General features: G+C 56.0%; 14 protein-coding genes. 8 read left to right on the top strand and 6 right to left on the bottom strand.

The features are described 5' to 3' along the window. The first annotated feature begins 632 nt into the window (after positions 1 to 632). From M5R41_08980 to rsmB, 4 genes are all read left to right on the top strand, one after another. Positions 633 to 866 carry a hypothetical protein gene (locus tag M5R41_08980; GenBank protein MCZ7556520.1) on the top strand — a complete coding sequence of 78 codons (234 nt, stop codon included), beginning with the start codon at positions 633 to 635 and terminating at the stop codon, positions 864 to 866. A 449-nt stretch (positions 867 to 1,315) separates the two neighbouring features. Then, complete coding sequence (locus tag M5R41_08975; GenBank protein MCZ7556519.1) at positions 1,316 to 3,163, top strand: hypothetical protein; 1,848 nt, start codon at positions 1,316 to 1,318, stop codon at positions 3,161 to 3,163. 431 nt (positions 3,164 to 3,594) lie between these two features. Further along, positions 3,595 to 4,872, top strand: a complete 1,278-nt coding sequence (locus tag M5R41_08970; GenBank protein MCZ7556518.1) for a putative sugar nucleotidyl transferase — start codon at positions 3,595 to 3,597, stop codon at positions 4,870 to 4,872. A gap of 17 nt (positions 4,873 to 4,889) precedes the next feature. Next, positions 4,890 to 6,254 carry a 16S rRNA (cytosine(967)-C(5))-methyltransferase RsmB gene (rsmB, locus tag M5R41_08965; protein ID MCZ7556517.1) on the top strand — a complete coding sequence of 455 codons (1,365 nt, stop codon included), beginning with the start codon at positions 4,890 to 4,892 and terminating at the stop codon, positions 6,252 to 6,254. Positions 6,255 to 6,445: 191 nt separating this feature from the next. Here the strand turns inward: rsmB and M5R41_08960 are convergent, their stop codons facing one another. Then, positions 6,446 to 6,736, bottom strand: coding sequence for a hypothetical protein (locus M5R41_08960; GenBank protein ID MCZ7556516.1), 291 nt, complete (start codon positions 6,734 to 6,736; stop codon positions 6,446 to 6,448). 108 nt (positions 6,737 to 6,844) lie between these two features. Next, on the bottom strand, positions 6,845 to 8,158 hold the full coding sequence (der, locus tag M5R41_08955) for a ribosome biogenesis GTPase Der (protein MCZ7556515.1): 1,314 nt from the start codon (positions 8,156 to 8,158) through the stop codon (positions 6,845 to 6,847). 771 nt (positions 8,159 to 8,929) lie between these two features. Here der and M5R41_08950 point away from each other — a divergent pair. From M5R41_08950 to M5R41_08935, 4 genes are all read left to right on the top strand, one after another. After that, the gene (locus M5R41_08950) at positions 8,930 to 12,376 is read left to right on the top strand and encodes an HYR domain-containing protein (protein ID MCZ7556514.1); all 3,447 of its coding nucleotides are present in this window, start codon (positions 8,930 to 8,932) and stop codon (positions 12,374 to 12,376) included. A gap of 287 nt (positions 12,377 to 12,663) precedes the next feature. Further along, on the top strand, positions 12,664 to 13,347 hold the full coding sequence (locus M5R41_08945) for a response regulator transcription factor (protein ID MCZ7556513.1): 684 nt from the start codon (positions 12,664 to 12,666) through the stop codon (positions 13,345 to 13,347). Positions 13,348 to 13,538: 191 nt separating this feature from the next. After that, positions 13,539 to 14,027: a T9SS type A sorting domain-containing protein gene (locus M5R41_08940; protein ID MCZ7556512.1), complete on the top strand. Its 489-nt coding sequence runs from the start codon at positions 13,539 to 13,541 to the stop codon at positions 14,025 to 14,027. A gap of 23 nt (positions 14,028 to 14,050) precedes the next feature. After that, on the top strand, positions 14,051 to 17,098 hold the full coding sequence (locus M5R41_08935) for a hypothetical protein (GenBank protein ID MCZ7556511.1): 3,048 nt from the start codon (positions 14,051 to 14,053) through the stop codon (positions 17,096 to 17,098). Positions 17,099 to 17,231: 133 nt separating this feature from the next. Here the strand turns inward: M5R41_08935 and M5R41_08930 are convergent, their stop codons facing one another. The 4 genes from M5R41_08930 to M5R41_08915 form a co-directional block, all read right to left on the bottom strand. Next, the gene (locus M5R41_08930; GenBank protein ID MCZ7556510.1) at positions 17,232 to 18,050 is read right to left on the bottom strand and encodes an arsenite methyltransferase; all 819 of its coding nucleotides are present in this window, start codon (positions 18,048 to 18,050) and stop codon (positions 17,232 to 17,234) included. A gap of 87 nt (positions 18,051 to 18,137) precedes the next feature. Beyond that, positions 18,138 to 18,776, bottom strand: coding sequence for a protein-tyrosine-phosphatase (locus M5R41_08925; GenBank protein MCZ7556509.1), 639 nt, complete (start codon positions 18,774 to 18,776; stop codon positions 18,138 to 18,140). 81 nt (positions 18,777 to 18,857) lie between these two features. Beyond that, positions 18,858 to 19,913, bottom strand: a complete 1,056-nt coding sequence (arsB, locus tag M5R41_08920) for an ACR3 family arsenite efflux transporter (protein MCZ7556508.1) — start codon at positions 19,911 to 19,913, stop codon at positions 18,858 to 18,860. After that, a complete protein-coding gene (locus tag M5R41_08915) occupies positions 19,910 to 20,311 on the bottom strand; it encodes a metalloregulator ArsR/SmtB family transcription factor (protein MCZ7556507.1) in 402 nt (133 codons plus the stop codon). Before M5R41_08915 ends, arsB begins: the two co-directional genes overlap by 4 nt. Positions 20,312 to 20,466 lie beyond the last annotated feature (155 nt).

Genomic DNA, 20,466 nt, shown 5'->3' with positions numbered 1-20,466 from the left:
ATCCGACTCTCACCGTATCATCATCGGACCGGTCATTGTCTCCTGGGGTGGACGGATGTTTTCCTCGCAGATTTTTGTCCCACCGTTCGTCAGAGCGTCTACTCATGATTGGCGGGAAGCCGCCCCAGAAGACATTATTCCGCTCAGATTGATCCGGAACGGCATACCGTCAAATGTCATTCTTTTCCGCATAGTACGGGCCCATCCAGCATTGCATCTGCGCGGCGATGTCGTGCTTGGCGATGGAGCGCACGGAATACGTTCGCCCCGAGGTGCGTTCGTTTTCGAATCCCTCACCCTCAGCGATGCGCGTGTGCGATTCTCCACCGAGGACTGCGACAGCACCATTGCGGGAAATCAGGGCCTTTTACCGGCGGTGCTGATGATTCGGGGAGAATTGCGAGGGGATGCTCATTCCTCTATTGACGCTTCCGCTATGGGGAAACATGGGGGACCGGGTGGCGGCGGCGGCGGTGGGATCTTTTGCTATAACGACTCATCGGGCTACCAAGGGGGTGACGGATTCACTGCAGGTGGACGAGGCGGACGAATGATTGGTCATACGCTCGGTGTGTATACAACGCATGCAAGCGGATCAGGATCAGCAAAGGGAAATGACGGTGTGTCGCTTAATGGGCAGCAACCGGGATATTCAAACAGCTTTGGAAACTCCGGGGGAGGGACTGGCCATCCATTCGGACAATCAGGCTCAGACAGCGACTCCACCACCGGGCTTGTTGCAGGAGGGCGGGGAGGCGGAAGCGGAGTTCCTCAAGGGCACGTGTCAGGGAATGGAGGCAACGGACAGGATGGTGGCCCCGTGGAGGAGACACAGCATGGCCGGCGCCATGGAAGTACACAATTAGTTCCGCTTGCCGGTGGGTCAGGCGGTGCCGGCGGTACGCCCACTACTCATTCAGGGTGCAGTGGTGCGGGCGGTGGTGGTGGGGGAGGTGTAAGGGTGTATGCCTCTCGAATCGAGGGCATATCGATGTTTGCACGCGGTGGCAGGGAGGCTTCAGGGAATCCCGAATCCGTTGGAGGAAGTGGTTCTGGTGGAAGCATACATCTGGCGAGTAAGCAAAGCTCCGTTGTATCAATACTCTCGGTCGTAAACGGAAGCGACTCCTTGAATGTCGGCGCAGGGAGGTTGCGATTCGATGGCGAAATAGGGTATGGTACTATTGTACCGCCAGGAAGTGCATCATACTCCGGGCCGAGCACCGATACATCCAGGAGCATCAAACGGTCATCATTTATCCTCACGGGAACCGGCGATGGCAACCGCGTACGCCTGTATCTGAAGTCCTCCTCCATGCCCTGGACGCACATAGCAACGGTTTTCGAGTATCAGAATACCCGATGGTCCATCGCACTTGAATTACCCGGCAACGATCAGCTCTACTATCTCGTTGCTGTACAGGAGAATCCATCGCCGCATGTTGACTGGTATCTATCATCCCCCCGATTTGTCATGTCACCGGCCGCAGCCAACATATTTCACAATATCGAGGCAGGTCGCAAGCTGACGGCCCCGGACACTGTGTCATTCGACCCCTTGGCATGCGACACGGCCCGTGTCGATACGCTCGTCATCCGGAATGGCGCAGAATCACCGCTGCTGATCCGGGAGATTGAAGTCTTTGGAGGAGACGGTTTTTACATTCCTGAAGCAGAACGATCCACACCGTGGACCATTCCAGCGCAAGGCACCATGATGATTTTTCTACGCCCCGCGAATGCACGGCGCCCGGCTGGGAGCTATGTTGATACCCTGCGACTCCATACGGATGACTTGTCCCTGCCTGTGTTTTCCCATGACATCATCGTGAAGGGGCAGATCGACAGCTTCAGTGTCGCATTCGAGCAAGCAGAACTCCACTTCGGTACGGTAGACATGTGCGGAGGTCGTATGAGCTTTGCCGATGCCGTCGTCCACAATGATGGCACGCAGGTGCTGTGGCTTGAAGCGCCGGATATTTCTGACCCCGATGTGAGGTTGGAGGAGCCCGGTCCGGTAGAATTTCCACTTCAATTGTCGCCGGGGCAACGCCAACGACTTCGGTACGTGCTGGCACCTTCGATGTATCGTGGCCACGTAAGCGGTCACACGACACTCAGAGCCTACGCAGTTTCCTGCAGTGCGGAACTCCTCCTGCCATTCACAGCAGAAACAGATACCGCATTTCTTGAAGTGGAAAATGAACTCGCTTTTGGCGCACTGACACCTTCGCAATTTCCCGCGCAGCGACGATTTCAGCTTACCAATCCTTCGGATAGAGTGATCCGAATCCAGCGGGCGGATATCGGGCCAGGCAGTCCCTTTCGTGTACAATCCATTTCGGACAGCACGCTCTTCCCCGCGAAGTCCGCTTCTGTTGTGATCGAGAGTGTTGATCCTTTGGATGCGGGACTATATGAAGCCGTACTCACTATCGTAACCAGTTCAATCTGTGCGGATCGAAACGTCCTTCTGTCTCTCCGACGAATACCACGGTCCGCCAGATTGCGTGTGGAGGATGCGGCGGGAAGCGCCGGGGACACGGTGCTCCTGCGCGTGGTCACGGAGATCGAGGATCCCGCAATGGTTGAGAGCATTATTCGGGTGCGCGCCATGCTGAATGTGCCCACATCATTGCTGGTTCCCATCATGGCACCGTTCGGTGCCGTGGATGGGGAGGTGCGACGCATCCCCTTGTCCATGGAAATCCCTGCCCTCGCAGCCGATCATGTCAGTGTTTACCCATTTCTGGTGACACTCGGCTTCGCTGAATCTGCTGTGCTGGCTTTGAGCGAAGTTACGATCGAAGGACAAGAGACTGAAATCCACCTGAAAGACGGACTATTCCATCTCGATGGCGTTTGCCGGGAGGGAGGAAACAGACTGTTTGATGGCCGTGTGCGATCCGGGATCGAGTCCGTCTATCCGAACCCGGCGCAGTCGTTTACGGTCATCACCTGCGCAGCGATTGAGCGCGGCATACATTCGTTGGCACTGCACGATGCTCTGGGAAGAAGGTTGTCTGTCATCGACGAATCCTACAGAGAGCCAGGACAATTCACGATCACCTTCCCTACCACCGCGCTGCACGATGGTGCATACATGCTTCTCCTCACCACTCCATCCCGTCAGCACGCAAAGCCGTTTTTGAACGCTCGTTGAATCCGCGTCGACAATCTGTCGATGCACCTAGGTCACAACGAATCTGTCCGCTTCACTGCCGCATAGGACGAGCGAACGTCAACGGTGTTTCAGTCGGGCGTATCCTCAGGGCTGTCTTGCGTTACGAGGATTTCTCGATGCGATGATGAAGAACCCAGCGTGGCTCGGTCCAGGATGTCCGGGTTTCTGATCAAAGAAAAATGACAGAGCGCCGCTTCGCGCATCCAGTCAGGATGTCAGCGAACAATACTTGCTTACCACCTGATAAGCTCTTCGTCGAGATCATCTGAAAACGCATTTATCAGGCGCCGCATCGAATTGCTACGGTCAGGTTGCTGAGCGTGATTTCTTCCGGACACCTGTGAATTTCATCAACTCTTGTCATTGCCTTTTCAGAATCGTACATTTCTTGGTCACGTAGAGGATTGGAAATGTCTATCTGTCTGTTCGAAGATTTTTCGATTGCATCATTGTTGCCGCTTACGCACCTGCAGGCCGATTTCGATCTGCGGTCCGGGATATTCACCGCGAGGCAGCGTGTGCAGAATCATTTTCGTGAGGAAGAGACATGCCTGCTGGTTCGTCTGGGCCTGGTCGATGTCATGCGTGAGCGTTCGGGGCTGCACGTCAATGAAGCGCGGGATGCCTGGTTGTATCTCAACGGGCGTACGATTCTTGATCAGGAGCTTGCCCTGCTTCTGAACAAATCCCGCGGAAGTGACGCTCTCATATTGAATGACCACTCCGTCGTAGCGGCGGTGGTCGAGACAGAGGAATTTCGCAACGTCATCGAATCCTGGTTGAAAACCGGTATGCTGCGTCAGGAGCTTGCCGCGGGACTGGTACCAGAACCTGTCGCGCGTGTATCGGTGATACGGGAGTATCCTGCACGGATGTACCGCTTTCCCTGGGATCTTATTCACATGAACAGCGCATTGCTGAGAGAGGATGCCACATGGATGCAGCCGGGGATCGATGTAAGCGCGGAAGTTCATCCCTCCGTCATTCTGGTCAATCCCGACGAGATTCGCATCGGCCCCGGAGCGCGGATCCGTGCGGGTTCCGTGCTGGACGCCAGCGAGGGACCGGTGGTTATCGGTCCGCAAGCGCATATTATGCCGCAAAGCGTGCTACTGGGTCCCCTGTATATTGGGAACGGCACGACAATCAAAGTTGGTGCGAAGCTGTACGAGGGCACGTCCATCGGCCCCCACTGCAAGATAGGCGGGGAAGTGGAAGGAAGCATCTTCCACTCTTTCGCGAACAAGCAGCACGATGGCTTCGTCGGACATTCGTATTTCGCGTCCTGGACCAACCTGGGAGCGGATACGAACACGAGCGATTTAAAGAATAATTATTCGGATATACGGGCCGTGCTTGAAGGCCGGGAATATCAGACGGGACTGCGCTTTCTCGGGACCATTATGGCCGAGCACAGCAAGTGCGGCATCAACACCATGTTCAATACCGGTACCGTTGTCGGCGTTGGCTGCAATATCTTCGGAGGAGATTTCCCTCCGAAAGCCATACCCAGTTTTACCTGGGGAGGTGCCGATGGCCTTGTCGAACACGCATTCGATCGCTGTGCTTCCACCGCACATATCGTCATGCAACGTCGGAGCCAGGTACTGACTGATGCGGAACGGCGACTGCTGCGGGACGTCTACGTCCTTACCGCAGGACAACGCGAACACCTTTTCACTCATTGAAATGAACCTCAACGACCATGAATAACGAAACACAATCACTGCCACCGTTGTACGTCGGTGTTCGCGGCATCGCCGTGAAAATTCTTACCAGGGTCGAGCGGACCGACGCGTACCTCGACAAACTCCTGGACATCGAGTTGAATGACGGCGATCTGAATCCCCCGGATAAACGTCTTCTCAGTGAGCTTGTGCATGGCGTACTCCGCAATCAGTCCAAGCTGGACTGGGTTCTCACCGGGTTTTATCACGGACAGTACTCCAAAGTCGCTCCCAATGTGCGCAGCGCCTTACGTGTGGCGCTCTATCAGATTCTGTTCCTCACACGTATCCCGCATCACGCAGCCGTGAACGAGGCGGTGGAATTCGTGAAGAAATACCGGGGCCAGCGCCTGGCGGATACGATGAACGGCCTTCTCCGAAACATTGCCAGGAATGTGGACAACATCCGCTATCCGCTCGCGTCTGTAGACGAGGTACAGTATCTCTCCGTCGTCCACTCGCATCCCGCCTGGATGATCAAGCGCTGGCACGCGCGCTACGGATTCGAGGAAACAGAATCGCTCTGCAAAGCGAACAATATGCGGCCTTTCCTGACAATGCGCCCCAACCCTCTGAAAAACGACTATCAGGGCTTTGTCAATCACCTCGTGGAAGCCGGCATCGATTACCGTCGCTGTTTCTATATGCGGGAGTATCTTACCGTCCGAAACCTGCCCAATATAAAACAAAGTGCGCTCTTCACAGACGGTATGTTTTCGATACAGGATGAAAGTGCCGGTCTTGTCGGCGAATTGCTCGCGCCGCAACCTGGTGAGACGGTCATCGATCTCTGCTCCGCTCCGGGAGGGAAAGCCATCCATGCCGGAGAACTGATGAAAAATCAGGGTCGAATCGTCGCCGTGGACAAGTATGAGACCAGATTGAATCTCGTACGGCAGGCAGCCGAACGCACCGGTATTACCATACTGGAGACCGTAGAGGGAGATGCTTCCACCATCGCGTTGGAAGCGGCCGACAAGGTGCTTGCGGATGTCCCCTGTTCCGGACTGGGCGTGTTGAGCAAGAAGCCGGATATTAAATGGAAGCGTGAAGCGGAGGATATTCGGAAACTGATCGCCATTCAGCGCGCAATCCTGGAACATTCCGCCTCGCTGGTAAAACCCGGCGGGGTACTGGTGTACAGCACCTGCACCGTTGAACCCGAGGAAAATCACGACATCGTGTTCGAATTTCTCTCCAACCATCCGGAATTTACCATCGACCGCGCCGATCAGTATTTGCCGCCGCGCGTCGTGGACGAGCACGGTTTTCTTGTCACGTTCCCCCATCGCCATCGCATGGATGGCGCCTTCGGTGCGCGCCTGGTAAAGAATACGGATTAAACCGCCAGAATCCCGTACGCACCGTTTCACGTTGTGACGCGGACGACAGAATATCGTGAGATCGCTGGAGTTCAAGCCGGAACGCTTTTCCTTCGGTTCGCTCCTCGTTACCCCTGCTGTCTGACCGGACTACCTTTCTGCATCCTGCCAAACGTCACGCACCGGGCGAGGGTCCGTTCCGTTTGATTCTCCTACGCTGCGAAAAGCGCATTCAACAGTGTGGTCACCGTACCGGAAACGAAACCCAGCATCACAACGCCATACATGCGCCTGCCAACAGTAGCGACGAGTATCTGTTCCTTCGACACAAAGAGAATCAAACAGCTCAGGGTCCAGGCAAAGGAAAAGGAGTCCATAGGATCCTCGGTCATCCCCAACTGCGCTATCAGGAGAACTCCCACCGCAGTGGACAGCATTGCGAGAAGAAAAAATCCGGTGTCGCGGAAACTGTTTGTGAACTGTGTCAAGGCGGGATCATTCATCGCAGCATCCTCTGCTCAGTGAAGGAGGGGTTTCGTGGTCGGTATGCAGAATGCGGACCATGGTCAACAGCAGGCGATGAATTCCATCCCCCACAGGGCATGGCTATCTTACTTTCCGGACCTGAATTGTACGGTTAGCGGAACGCCTTCGAATCCCCAGATTTCCCGGACGCGGCGTTCGACAAAACGGCGGTAGCTTTCGGGAATGTACTTTGCCTCATTGGCGAAGAGCACAATCACCGGCGGCGCTTCCCGCACCTGCGTTGCATAGTACACCTTGACCTGGCGCCCCGTCGGGGTGGCGGGTGGCGGTGTGGCACGGAGGATTTCGAGGATGTTGTCGTTGAGCTCGGCTGTCGGGATGCGCTTGCTTCGCTCGTCGTACACGCGCAGGCAGAGGTCGAGCGCCTTGAACACACGCTGCTTCGTGAGCGCCGAGACGAAAATCACGGGAACGAAGTCGAACATCTTGATTTTCGCGTGAATATCCTTGACGATAAGATCGGCGGTCTTGCTGTCTTTTTCCACGAGATCCCATTTATTCACCGCGATGACGAGACCTTTATTCAGTCGTGCGGCTTCATTCAGCACATCGATGTCCTGGTGCAACAGTCCCTCGGAGGCATCGAAGAGGATCATCGCCACATCGCAGCGCTGTATGCTTTTCATTGTCCGCAGAGTCGAATAGAACTCGACATTGTCCTTCACCTTGCTCTTCCGTCGCAATCCCGCCGTGTCGATGAGGGTGATCTTCCGGCCTTCATGCTCGATCAGACTGTCGATCGCATCGCGAGTCGTACCGGGGATATCGGTAACGATGGAGCGCTCTTTCCCCAGTATTGCGTTGGTAATGGATGATTTGCCGACGTTGGGCCGCCCGATAATCGCGAGCTGCATGTGGTCGGGTTCCTCGGCTTCTACGGCCGACGGGAAGCCCTCGATAATGAGATCGAGCAGGTCGCCGGTGTTGCGACCGGAAATCGCCGACACGCTGTAGGGCTCTCCCAGACCCAGCTCATGAAATTCGTGACGCTTCGGTTCGGCTTTCGTGGAGTCGATTTTATTTACCGCGAGGATGACCTTTTTCTTTGAGCGGCGCAGCATGTTCGCAAGCTCGGCGTCCATGGGCAGGAGACCGTCCTTCCCGTCCACCATGAAGACGATAACGGTTGCTTCCTCAATAGACAGTCGCACTTGTTCCCGTATCGCGCGTTCGAACACATCCGAGGAATCCGGTACATAGCCGCCGGTGTCGATGAGCACGAAATCACGCCCGGACCAATCGGTCTCGGCGTAGTGCCTGTCTCTCGTCACGCCGGGTTCATCCATGACGATGGCAGTCCTCGCGCCGATGATACGATTGAAGAGGGTGGATTTCCCGACATTCGGGCGACCGACGATGGCGACGACAGGTTTATTCATGATAAGCTCACCGTAAAAAGAGTGATAGGACAGGGATGCTGTCCTACCTGAGTGTACCCACCAGTCCGCCTCAGGTGGACACCGGTACATTTCGTAAGTGACATCTCTGCGCCGGCAAACCTCGTCATGCTGAGGGCTGCGAAAGCACGGATTTGGCGCAAAAATCTGTTGCCAGTAGAGCAGTGTCTCGAAGCATGATTCTTTCCGTAACGCACGTGGAAAGTAGGCACTGTCTTCAGGATGTCATTAACAGGCAGCGGAGACTCCGGTGCGACCAATTTGAAATATACAAAAGTTTGGGAAGGAAATCTTTGTGCTCGAGCATCGAAGCTCCCGTACCGGATTCGTCTTCGCATACAATCGCAAACCATGCTTCATCGTAGCGATCCCGGGAGCATTGCCGAGATCACCGATCCCTTGCGTGCTTCCTGCGCTCGCACCTTCGCTGTCGTCGCCGTGTCAACCGCTCTGGCGCATGGTCACCGCAGTGTTGCGGCGAGACGGTACAACGGAGGGCGAACAGGATATGCGTATAAGTGCGTATTGTGAGAAATGGATGTATTCGCGAAATTTCAACGTTGAATCATTCCCACTGCCGCACCGCAACGGACACCTCCATGTTCCTGCAAGACGATGGAGTCTGAACGACTGCAATGCGCGGCGCAAAGCGGTCGGCGCGACCAGGAATGGAAGGTCCATCCCTGCGTAGCTCCGAAAGGATCAGTGCTCCGTCTCCAATTCCCGATCAACAACAATTGGAGCAGGATCACGATGATGTCTGCAGTAACAACGTTTTTTAAGCGTTTACCGATATTGGGCTTGCTGCTGGCCGGAATGGCGACGCTGCCGCAGGGCAGGATGATCGCTCAACCGGTATTCAGTAACGTATCCCATGTCGTCACAACGCTTGTAGATGAACTCGATGCCTCGGCGGACTCCACCGTGGGCGCCGGTACGAGTCTTCGCGAAGCAATAACCTACGCGGGTTCCGGAGATATGATTCTTTTCGGCCCGGTCGTGCGAGGTTCGATTTACCTTACTCTTGGCACAATCAACGTGCCGGAAGATCTGATCATCACCGGACCCGGTGCGGCAGCTCTGGAGATCAACGGCAATGATTTGTCGAGTCTCTTCAATCTCGACAGCGCGGCATTGCTGATCACCGATCTCTCATTTTCCAGCGGCCGCGCATTGAATGGCGCGGTGTTCATGTCGCGCAACTGGCTGTCTGTCAAATCCTGCGATTTCCGCTGGAGCACCGCAATCAGCAATGGCGGCGCAATCTGGCACGACGGCAGCACGCTCCTGCTCTCCAAATGCCGTTTTTTGAATAACGATGCGTTTTTCAATGGCGGTGCTGTCTATGCGGAGGCTGGTACTATCGGAATCGACAGCTGTGTGTTCAGAGACAATGGTGCCGGCTCAAGCGGTGGTGCTCTCAATCTCGGTGCTGTCACTGCCACGATTACCAACACAAGTTTCGAGGATAATTCCGCGGGCGCCAATGGCGGGGCGATTTCATTGGCATTCGGCGGAACGCTTTCCTCGCTGCAATCTACTGCGAGCGGCAACAACGCGGGCAATGGCGGCGGCGTATTCAATGCCGGCACACTCACCGTGCATAGTTCCACGTTGAGCGGAAATACGGCCGACAACAATGGTGGCGGACTTGCGAACGCCGTTGGTGGTTCAGCAACAGTCGATTTTTCAACAGTCGCCTTCAACGGCGCCGATAACGGTGGCGGTGTGTGGAACGCCGGGACCTTCTCCACAAAGCGTAGCATTTTCGCGGAAAATAGCGCTCCCGTGGGGCCCAATGTGTCTGGTGCTGCTTCATCGACCGGGACGAATCTCGTGCAAGACGACGCGGGCAGCAGCGGGTGGCTCGGCAGCGACCTCACCGGAACTCTTTCGAAACCAGTGAATGCCGGCTTGGATGATCTGCGACTGAATGCGGGCGTCACCAAGACGCACGGACTCCTTGCTTGCTCACGTGCGGTTGATGCGGCGGACAGCACGGGTACCTTCAACATGAAGGATCAGCGCGGCAGCAATCGCAAGGTGAATGGTGATAATGACGGCATCGCAAAGCCGGACATCGGCGCTTACGAGGCGCAGGGCATACTCGATACCGAGGCGCCTACATTTACCCCGTTCCCTGGATTTACCGTCTATCTGGATTCCGCTACGGGCACAGCCAATATCTCGGCCGATACACTCATTCTCAGCGCTTTCGATAACTGCGAAGTGGTGAGTAAGAGCATCAGCAAAACCAGCTATTCCTGCAGTGACATCGGTACCGTATCGGTGACGCTCACTGTCCGGGATCGGGCTCACAATGTGACGACACAAAACATAGATGTGTTTGTTGTGGATCGGACGCCGCCTGCGGTCACTCCTCCCGCCAACATTTCGGTGAACGCGGCTGGGAATGCATGCAATGCGGCCGTGAATCTCGGAACGCCAACAACGACGGATGCGTGTGGAATCAGTTCCGTTTCCAGTAGCCCCGCCGGACCGTTCCCCGTTGGTGTTACCACGGTGATCTGGACGGTAGAGGATAACAACGGCAACATCACGCTCGCCAAACAGACGGTGACAGTTATTGACAATAGTGCGCCAGTATTGACTGTGCCCGCGAACGTCACCGTCACCGCTCCCGGAAATGCCTGTTCGATTTCGCGCGGCTTGGTGCCCCTGGGCACGGCCTCGGCGACGGACAACTGCTCCGCGACCATTTCCAACAACGCTCCGGCCTTTTTCCAACTCGGTGCTACAACGGTTACCTGGTCCGCGGTGGATCCCTCCGGAAATCTCGCAACCGGTAACCAGACGGTGACCGTTGTCGATCAGACACCGCCCGCGATCTCCGCTCCTGGTGATCTGAACTTGATCGCTGATCCCGGAGTGTGCTATCGCGATGGTGCGAACGTCAACCTCGGCCTTCCGAGTGCCGTCGATAACTGCACCGGGGTTACCCTGAGCAATAATAAGCCCGCAACTTTTCCGATTGGTGTCACTCTCGTGACCTGGATTGCTACGGATGGAAACGGCAACTCCGCCAGCGCCATTCAAAAGGTCACAATCTTCGATGGCAACATTCCGACTGTGGTCGCACCGCCCGACATCGTGGTGGATGCCGATCCGGGTCTGTGCTATTGGACCGTGGACAACAACGTCCTCGGCACGGCGACAGGTACGGATAATTGCGGCGTACCCAATCTCGTGAATAACGCCGGCAGTACGCTGTCCGTTGGCGTGCACCGTATTATCTGGACCGCGACAGACGCCTACGGCAATCGGTCGACAGACGTACAGCTGGTTACCGTCGTCGGTGATCCGCCCACGATTGCCTGCCCGGCCAACATTGTTGTGAGCACCGATCCTGGCATGGCCGGTGCTGTCGTCAACTTCACCCCCCCTGTCGCCAACAGTACATGCGCGGATGTTGAAGTGATCCGTACCGAAGGTCTCGGTAGCGGTTCCTTCTTCCCCCTCGGGACAACCACGGTTTCCTACCTCGCCATTGACGGAAGTAATCAAACCGCGACATGCAGTTTCACGGTCACAGTCGAGGATAATGAGGCGCCGCAGATTTGGGTGAAAGTCGCCCCGCGGTATCTCTGGCCGGCGGATAACAAACTGTACGATATCAAGGCCACCGTGGAAGTGTGGGACAACGTGCCGGGTACCACTGCGCGTCTGACGTCCATCACATGCAACCAGAATGCCAACGGCGATATCGTAGGTGAGACCATCGGTGTATTCGACGATATGTTCCAGCTTCGCGCGAAGCGCGATAATGGCCCCCGTACGTACACCATCACCTACGAAGCCATTGACGCCGCGAATAACACCACCTTCGCTTCAGCCACGGTAACCGTCCCGACGCAAAAGCCGAAGGATGCGGACATCGAGGAAGGCGAATTGCCCATTCCAACCGGTGTGACACTGGCACAAAACTACCCGAATCCCTTCAACCCGACCACGACGATCAGTTTCGGTACGCCGGATACCCGGCATATGGAATTGGTCATCTTCGACGTCATGGGTCGTCCCATCCGCACGCTGTTCGATGTCGTGCTGGATGCCGGATCCTATTCCGTCACCTGGGACGGCCGTTCGGATGCGGGCGAAACCGTACCCAGCGGCATGTACATATATCAGCTCCGAGCCGGCGATGTTCGTCTCGAGCAGAAAATGTTGCTTGCCCGCTAGGTCTCGCACTATTCTCTCTTATCTCTCAATCCCGGCCGGTGTGCAACCGGCCGGGATTTTTCTTTCCCGACGCAGACCAGGGAATGAGATCCTGAATGAGTTCGGAATCAAATCGGGTACACTCCGGTTGCGGCTTTCTTCGGTCGTCGTGTTCTTCTTCCGTCTGAACCCTCGGGTTACGAGGTGAGGAAGCGGCAGCGGTGGATGGCCCGGGTTTTGAATTGCCGTTCATCCTGTGCTACTTTACCACGCGATAAGCCCCGGATATTCATGAGTGTCAGCTGGCAATGATCAAACCGACAATCGGTCACTTACGACAGGATCCGAGAAAAGGCTGCGTCAGCAGCGTACTTCTCGCCTTGTCAAGCAGACTTTTCACACGCGGGTTGCGTGACGCCTTGCATGCAACGAACGATATTCATGTTGTCGCCGAAGCGCATGACATCACGGATGCACTTCACGCGGTTGATCTGTATCGACCGGAGGTATGCATTCTGGATGTGGAATTGTCGGGTGGAGGTGCTGCTGTACTGCTCCGACGTTTACATCAGCAGGGATTATCAACCTCCATCATATACGTACTTCAGGGGAATGGCAACGAGCATCTCATGCGGGTCAGAGACACTGCCCGACTTTTCGTGACATCGCTGGACAGCGAGGAAGAAATGATTACCGCTGTACGATCGGCCTCGGGGGGGAAAACCTATGTCAGCGACAAAGCACGATCCATTCTCGCTTCCCTTCCCTCGGTATCAGAGGTAAACGAGAGCAAAGAATTCGAGCTCACCGCCACCGAATTGCAGATTCTCACCCATCTCGGACACGGACGTACAAGCAAGCAAATCGCCGACCTTCTGTTTATCAGCTACCGGACTGTTCAAAAGCACCGGGCAAATATTGCGCGAAAACTCGGACTACGGGGGAGCAACGCCTTACTGGCGTATGCGTTGAAGCGCAACGCAACCGATTGAAAGCACAATTCCCATAAATACGTATAAGTGCGTATTTATGGGACTAGGGAAAAAGAGTATACTGCACTACGCAGGAACATGGTTACGTAGCTGACGGAAATTTCGCCGTCTGTATCGCGGAACGGCACGATGCTCTCCGGCATCTGTGGTGGATTGAATATTTTCATCATGTAACGGAGGTCGTGTTATCCATGAACAAACTCATTCTCGTGCTGATCTTGTGGTGCATCGCAGGGATCGTGCACGCTCAGCGTATTGAGCCATCCGTCATAGCCGTATCAGGAGGGCATGCGCAGACGCCGTCTGTGAGCATCTCCTGGACCGTCGGCCAGACTGCCGTGGAAACGCGGTCCACCGGCTCCACCGCGCTGACGGAGGGATTTCAACAGTCCTTCCTCACCGTTATCCCCATGAAAGACCGAGGCGTACCCTTCAGCTTGCAGCTGTACCCGAACCCGGCCCGCTATTCGGTGCTGGTGTCGCTGGACGGCGTCAAAGAGGATATGCGTCTCGTACTGTACAACCTGCTCGGTGAGCCGGTATTACGGCATGAGGTCAGAACCGGCGAACGTATGGTTCGCTTGCAGCTGACATCGCTTCCGGCGGGCCTCTATCTCCTCGCAGCGCTCTCTCCCACAGGTGGACAAACGGCGCTCTACAAAATCGTCAAGGCAGAGTAACAACAACATCCAATAGATTTGCAATGAGAACAACACTCTCGATTTTCATACTCTTCCTGCTCTGCGCTTCCACACTGCTCGCGCAATCGCCCCCGTATATGAATTACCAGGGCGTCGCACGGTCGGTTGACGGCACGCTATTGCAGGACAAGGCCATGAGCCTGCGCATCAGTATTCTGAAAAACGGGCCCACGGGACCCGAGGTGTATAACGAACTGCATTCCGTGCAGACGAACGAATATGGACTGTTCACTCTCAACATCGGTGCCGGCGAACTCCGTCAGGGAGCATTAGACGCGCTCGATTGGGGGAAAAACAGCTATTGGCTCCAGGTGGAGCTCGACGAGAACGGCGGGACAAACTATTCGCTGCTCGGAGCTTCGCAACTTCTTTCCGTTCCCTACGCTTTCCACGCTATCCATGCGGATAAAGCGGATCGTCTGAGTTCAACAGACGGACGCTCGGAGAGCACCGGCCCGCTTCCCTCCAACGGATCGCCTTGGTCCACCCGCGGCAATGTCGGTACCGACGCCTCGTTGGACTTCGTTGGCACGAGCGATGATGTCGCTCTCGTCTTCCGTACAGACAACCTCGAACGCATGCGCCTGACCGCCTACGGCAAACTCGGCGTGGCTACGCCGACCCCTGCAAGTCAGATGGACGTCAAGGGCAATGTCACGATCGGTGAGACTTGGGGAGGCAGCAAGGCCGCACCCGAAAGTGGTTTGATCGTGGAAGGCAATGTGGGCATCGGTGAAGCGTATCCGGCCGCGAAGCTGGAAGTCGCCGGTGAAGTGGTGGTTGGAAAAGACTGGACAGGCGTCCATCTCCCCCCGATGAACGGCGTGCTTGTCGAAGGTCGTGTCGGTATCGGCACCCCGAGCCCTGGCAGTTCGCTGGGTGTGAAGGGTAATGTTGCCGTTGGTACGAATTTCTCCGAGAACCAGGCACCCGCTAATGGCGCCGCGATCGAGGGCAAATTGGGCGTGGGAACGACCATCCCGAAATCCACCGTCGGTATCGCGGGCAATACTTCCATCGGTTCGCAGTATGCGCGTGAATTTGAGGCGCCCAGCAACGGCCTCATCGTGCAGGGCGACGTCGGTTTCGGCACGGAAGCCCCGCTGAGCCGCCTTGGTGTCGCGGGTAATGTGGCCATCGGTTCCACCTACGCTAGCAGCTTCCCCGCTCCGGAAGATGGTTTGATGGTCGAGGGACCCATCTGGTCCGGTGTCACGGAATCCGAATACGCATTCCACATCATCGGTAACAGCTTCCTCGACGGCACCGCCGAAATAACCGGAAACACGAAAGTGGGGGGGACGCTCGAGGTAGATGGTGTTACCACGATTTACGACGAGACTGACGTCCCGGTCATAGTGGACTTCTACTCCGTCTCCGATGCCAGCTTCAATGGCAGTTTCCGCACCATGGGTGGCGCGGGTGTCAAGAAAAATCTCAATGTCGGTGTCGACCTCGGTGTGGGCCGCGACGCCTATGTCGGCCGCGACCTCAAAGTCGGCGGTACGGCGAAATTCAAGAATCTTGTGGTCGAAAACCAGGCGGAAATCGGAACCAATCCGGATCCGAACTTCGATGCCAATCTCAATCCGAATCCGCTGTTCCCGGTTTCGTTCGTGAATGAGGGCGATGCGCTGTTCAAAGGCATCACCACTGTTGAGAACGCGACACAATCCACAGCAAAAAATAACGGCGCCCTCATTGTGAAAGGCGGTGTCGGTGTTGACAAAAACGTCAATCTCGGTGGACAGATGCATATCAACTATGCGGGTCCCGCATTTTCCAGCAGCGAGAAGGAAAAGTATCCGATCTTCGTTGAAGGTGCGAAACATGGTATGTCCATCAAGCTCAACGAGAGCGAAACCAGTACGGACAATAACTACATCGGTTTCTGGGACAATACCAAGCAGCGCGGAGCCATTACGGGCGAGACACTGGGTGAACGTGCCGGAAGTCTCGAGTACGTCCTTATGACACTCGGTCATGTGTTCGATGTCGCCGATGCGGCTGTCGAGTTGATCTCCTCCATAACGGATTTCCGTGTGGGCGTCGGTCTCGGTGTCGTAACCGTGACGCCGGGTATCGCGAAAATCGTCTACAACACCGTGAAAATCATCCTGCTCGCAGCACAGGTCATTAACGAGCAGGTCACCTATCTCACGGAGTACGGTGTCGCGTATTCTTCCGGCAGTGCTGACTACGCGGAGTGGCTCGAGCGTGCAGATCCGGCCGAGATGCTTACCTACGGCGATATCGTCGGGGCGCACGGCGGCAAGATCACGCGCAAGATCGAAGGTGCGGACATGGTGTTCGTTATCTCCAAGTCACCGATTGTCCTCGGCAACGTCCCGCCCGCGGGCAGTGAACATCTCTTCGAAAAGTGCGCCTTCCTCGGCCAGGTACCGGTCAAGGTCAGTGGTCCCGTCAATATCGGTGATTACATCCTTCCCTCGGGTCGCGACAACGGTATTGGTATGGCCGTCGCTCCGGATGACCTCACAGCCGAACAAGCCAAAATCGTCGTCGGTGTGGCCTGGAGCACGCTCGCCCGCGGAGTGCCTGGTTACGTCAATGTGGCCGTGGGAATGCCGGTCAAGGCCGGGCTCGAAGTCCTGCAGAAGCAGCAGGAGACCATCGGCACGCTTGAGACCCGTATGACCGCCATGGAGTCCGTACTCCGCGAATTGATTCCCGACCTCGATCAGCGTCTCGCCGCCGTCGGTGCCGAACCCCTCACTGGTGGCACTGTCAATCCCTCCTCGGGTGCCTCGCATATTGATCCGGATCCCGTCGTTGATCCCAAAGATCGCGAAGCAGACGCGAATATCCTGACCGAGGAAATCTTCAACCGCGCTGTCGGTATCGCCATCGATCAGTACCGGTCCATGGGCCATGATCCCAATCTCAATCCGGTGCTCCGCCGATTGGGTCAGGAACCCGCCTTTAGAGCTACCTATCTGCAGGCGATGAAAACCTTGATTCGCACGGACGGCGATCGTTCCGAGCTCGAACGCATCATCAGAGAAGCGCAGGACGCCCCGCGTAACTGATTTTCTCATTCGACGACAACAAACACAGAGGCAGGCCGCAAGGCCTGCCTCTGTGCTATCAAGGTGTTCCTGCCGCGCTCTGCACCCCGCGCTCTGCGCCCCGCGCTCTGCGCTCTGCGCCCCGCGCTCTGCGCTACGCGCTTTTCACGCCTGTCACGGTCACACTAACCAGGCGTGCTCCGCTGAGGGTACGGTGCTCCTCGGGAAGGGCGGCGGAGACATCGTGGAGAATGGACTCCGGAATAATTATGTCCTTCTCCTTCGGGATGTCCACTTGCCCGAACCCCGCCTCGCGGATCAACGCAAGGTATTCGGATTTCTGTATCGCGCCCGATACGCAGCCGGCGTACAGCTCGGCCACGGTTTTGAGTGCCTCGGGCATGCTGCCTTCGAAGACGATGTCCGAAACCGCGAAATGTCCGCCGGGCTTGAGCACACGGTACATCTCGGCGAAGGCCTTCGCTTTGTCGGGGACGAGATTCAGCACGCAATTCGATACGATCACATCCACGGTCGCGTCGTCCACCGGGAGTTGCTCGATGTCACCGAAGCGGAATTCCACATTCGTTGCGCCAACCTTTTCCTTATTGCTGTTGGCCTTATCAATCATCGCCTGTGTCATGTCCACACCGATGACGCGTCCCTCGGGCCCGACTTCACGTGCGGCAATGAACACGTCATTCCCGGCTCCGCTGCCGAGATCGAGCACGGTCATGCCGGATCGTATGCCGGCGAAAGCGGTCGGGATGCCGCACCCCAAACCGAGGTCGGCTTCGGCCACGTACCCATCCGTCCCCGTATATTCGTCGGCCATGATGGTGTAACTCATTCCATCACCGCAACAGGAACTTGTCGCTCCGCAGCAGGAGGAGGCATTCTCGTCGCGGGACTGCTCGGCTATTTCGGCATATTTCTCTTTAACTATTTGCTTCAGTGCATCCGGGGAAATCATTGAAACCTCATTAGTGGGTAAGTGAAGAATGAAGAGTAAAGAGTAAAGAGTGAAGAGTGAAGCCAAAAACAACGGATACCCACCTCTTTACCCATTACTTGCTAAAGCGTCCATGACATACACCATTTCCCGGGCTATCTGCCGGGAGCGTTCTTCGTATACTGCGGCCTCCAGAGGTGTGCCGTCCGCTTCTTTCGGATCGCCGTAAGGAAGGGAAATCCGCTGTGCGGCGCCCAACACGACCGGACATCCATCATCGGCCTGAGAACAGGTCATCACGGCGATAAAGCCGTCAGACGGATTTGATGCGTGATCGTATTTCTTCGAGAACGCAACGAGGGGTGCGGAAGAGACAGCATACCGTACGTCGTAGCGGGGATTGGTGTCATGCGTTGCGGTTTCGATCTCAAAGCCCGCATTACGGAGCGCCTGAACAGCGCTTGGGTTGAAGGCCGTCGTTTCCGTGCCGCCGCTGAAGCATGCGATGTCGTGACGTCCGTTCCATATCGCTGCAGCTTGCGCCCAGAGTTGGCTCAGGTGGCTGCGACGGGAGTTGTGTGTGCAGATAAAAATAAGACGCGCTTCGCTGTCCGCGTCAATGCGTTCGTTGATACTACGCACCAACGCGTCGAGCTGCTGACGCCGAGCGCTGTCGATGCGATCGCGTTCGCTTCGTGCGCGCATCAACGACGCCGCGAGTCGAGGAAAAATTTCGGGTGTTGACATTGTGCTCCTCGTGTGTGCTACTGCTTCTTCATTATCCGTTCTGTGTTCTCAACTCTCACCTCTTTGCTCCTTGTGCTGCTCTCAACGCACTCCTTCGTTACCGAAGTATTTTCTCCGAAGCCACAGCGACACTGTCACCAGACCGATGAGCACGGGGACTTCGACCAGCGGACCGATCACAGCCGCGAAGGCCTCGCCTGAACCGATGCCGAAGACGGCGACTGCCACAGCGATGGCGAGCTCGAAGTTGTTGCTTGCGGCTGTGAAGGACAGCGTCGCCGTTTTCGAATAGTCGGCTCCGTAATACCGTCCCATGAAAAATGAGACCAGGAACATCACCACGAAGTATATCACCAGCGGGAGGGCGATGCGCAGCACGTCGAAGGGCAGTTCCACAATCACTTCGCCCTTCAGGGAGAACATCACGAAAATCGTGAAGAGCAACGCGATAAGCGTGAGCGGCGAAATTTTCGGGATGAAGCGTTTGTGATACCACTCCTTTCCCCGTGCCCGGACCAGAGCCCAACGCGTGAGCATCCCCGCAAAGAAGGGGATGCCAAGGTAGATCAGGACTGACTCCGCGATGTCGCTCATCGTCACGTCCACAACGCTTCCTTCAAGGCCGAACCAGCCCGGCAGGATGGTGATGAACACCCACGCATACACCGAGTAAAACAACACCTGGAAAATGGAGTTGAACGCCACCAGTCCTGCCGCGTATTCATTGTCGCCGCAGGCCAGCTCGTTCCAGACGATGACCATGGCAATACAACGAGCCAGACCAATGAGGATGAGGCCTGTCATGTATTCGGGGTGATTCGGAAGGAAAACGATAGCCAGCACGAACATGAGCACCGGACCTATCACCCAGTTCTGAACAAGTGACAGAGCGAGGACGCGCTTGTTGCGGAAGACGTCTCCCAGCTCTTCGTAACGGACCTTCGCCAGCGGCGGATACATCATCAGTATCAGTCCGATAGCAATGGGAATGTTGGTCGTCCCCGCCTGAAACCGATTCCAGAATTCGGCTATCGACGGCGAAAAATGTCCGACAGACACCCCGGCGCCCATGGCAAGAAAAATCCAGAGTGTGAGAAATCTGTCGAGAAAGGAAAGTCGTTTCTGATTCGTGTTCATGTTGCTTCTTCGTGTTTGACCGGGAAGGTGCAGCAGACGAGATCGCACGCTGCGTTGAGTGAGGTGAGATCGGCTGCCAACGCGGGAATACCCGGAAATGTCCGTTCGCACATCGCGCAGAGTTCCCTTCCCAGCGGTGTGTCTCGAAGTAAGGTGTAATACATCCAGCGGGCATCACGTCGTGCCGTGACAAGACCCGCGTTTTTCAGTATGGTAAGATGACGGGAGACGCGGGTCTGCGGCATCGCCAGGACGCTTTGAATGTCGCACACACACAGCTCATCACGCGCGAGCAGCAGATTGATGATGCGAAGGCGATTTTCGTCGCTCAGGGCCTGCATGAGGAGGGTGAGCGATTCCAGCGTCCCCGTAGCCTCTGTCTCTTCTTTCTGTTTCATTGCCGACTCGTAATATTTACGCATGCGTATATTTGCATAAGCGAATATATGTAAACGACAAGGCACATGTCAAGGCACGCAGAAATATTTTTTCGTCGAGGAAAAATGTAAGAGCAGTGCGTCCGGAAAAATTGTATTATGGCTTGAGATAGTGA

It is taken from the genome of Bacteroidia bacterium, from assembly GCA_027493955.1.
Taxonomy (GTDB): domain Bacteria; phylum Bacteroidota; class Ignavibacteria; order SZUA-365; family SZUA-365; genus JAOSJT01.
The sequence above is the reverse complement of the archived record's forward strand: the minus strand, read 5'-3'. Positions and strand labels throughout refer to the sequence as shown.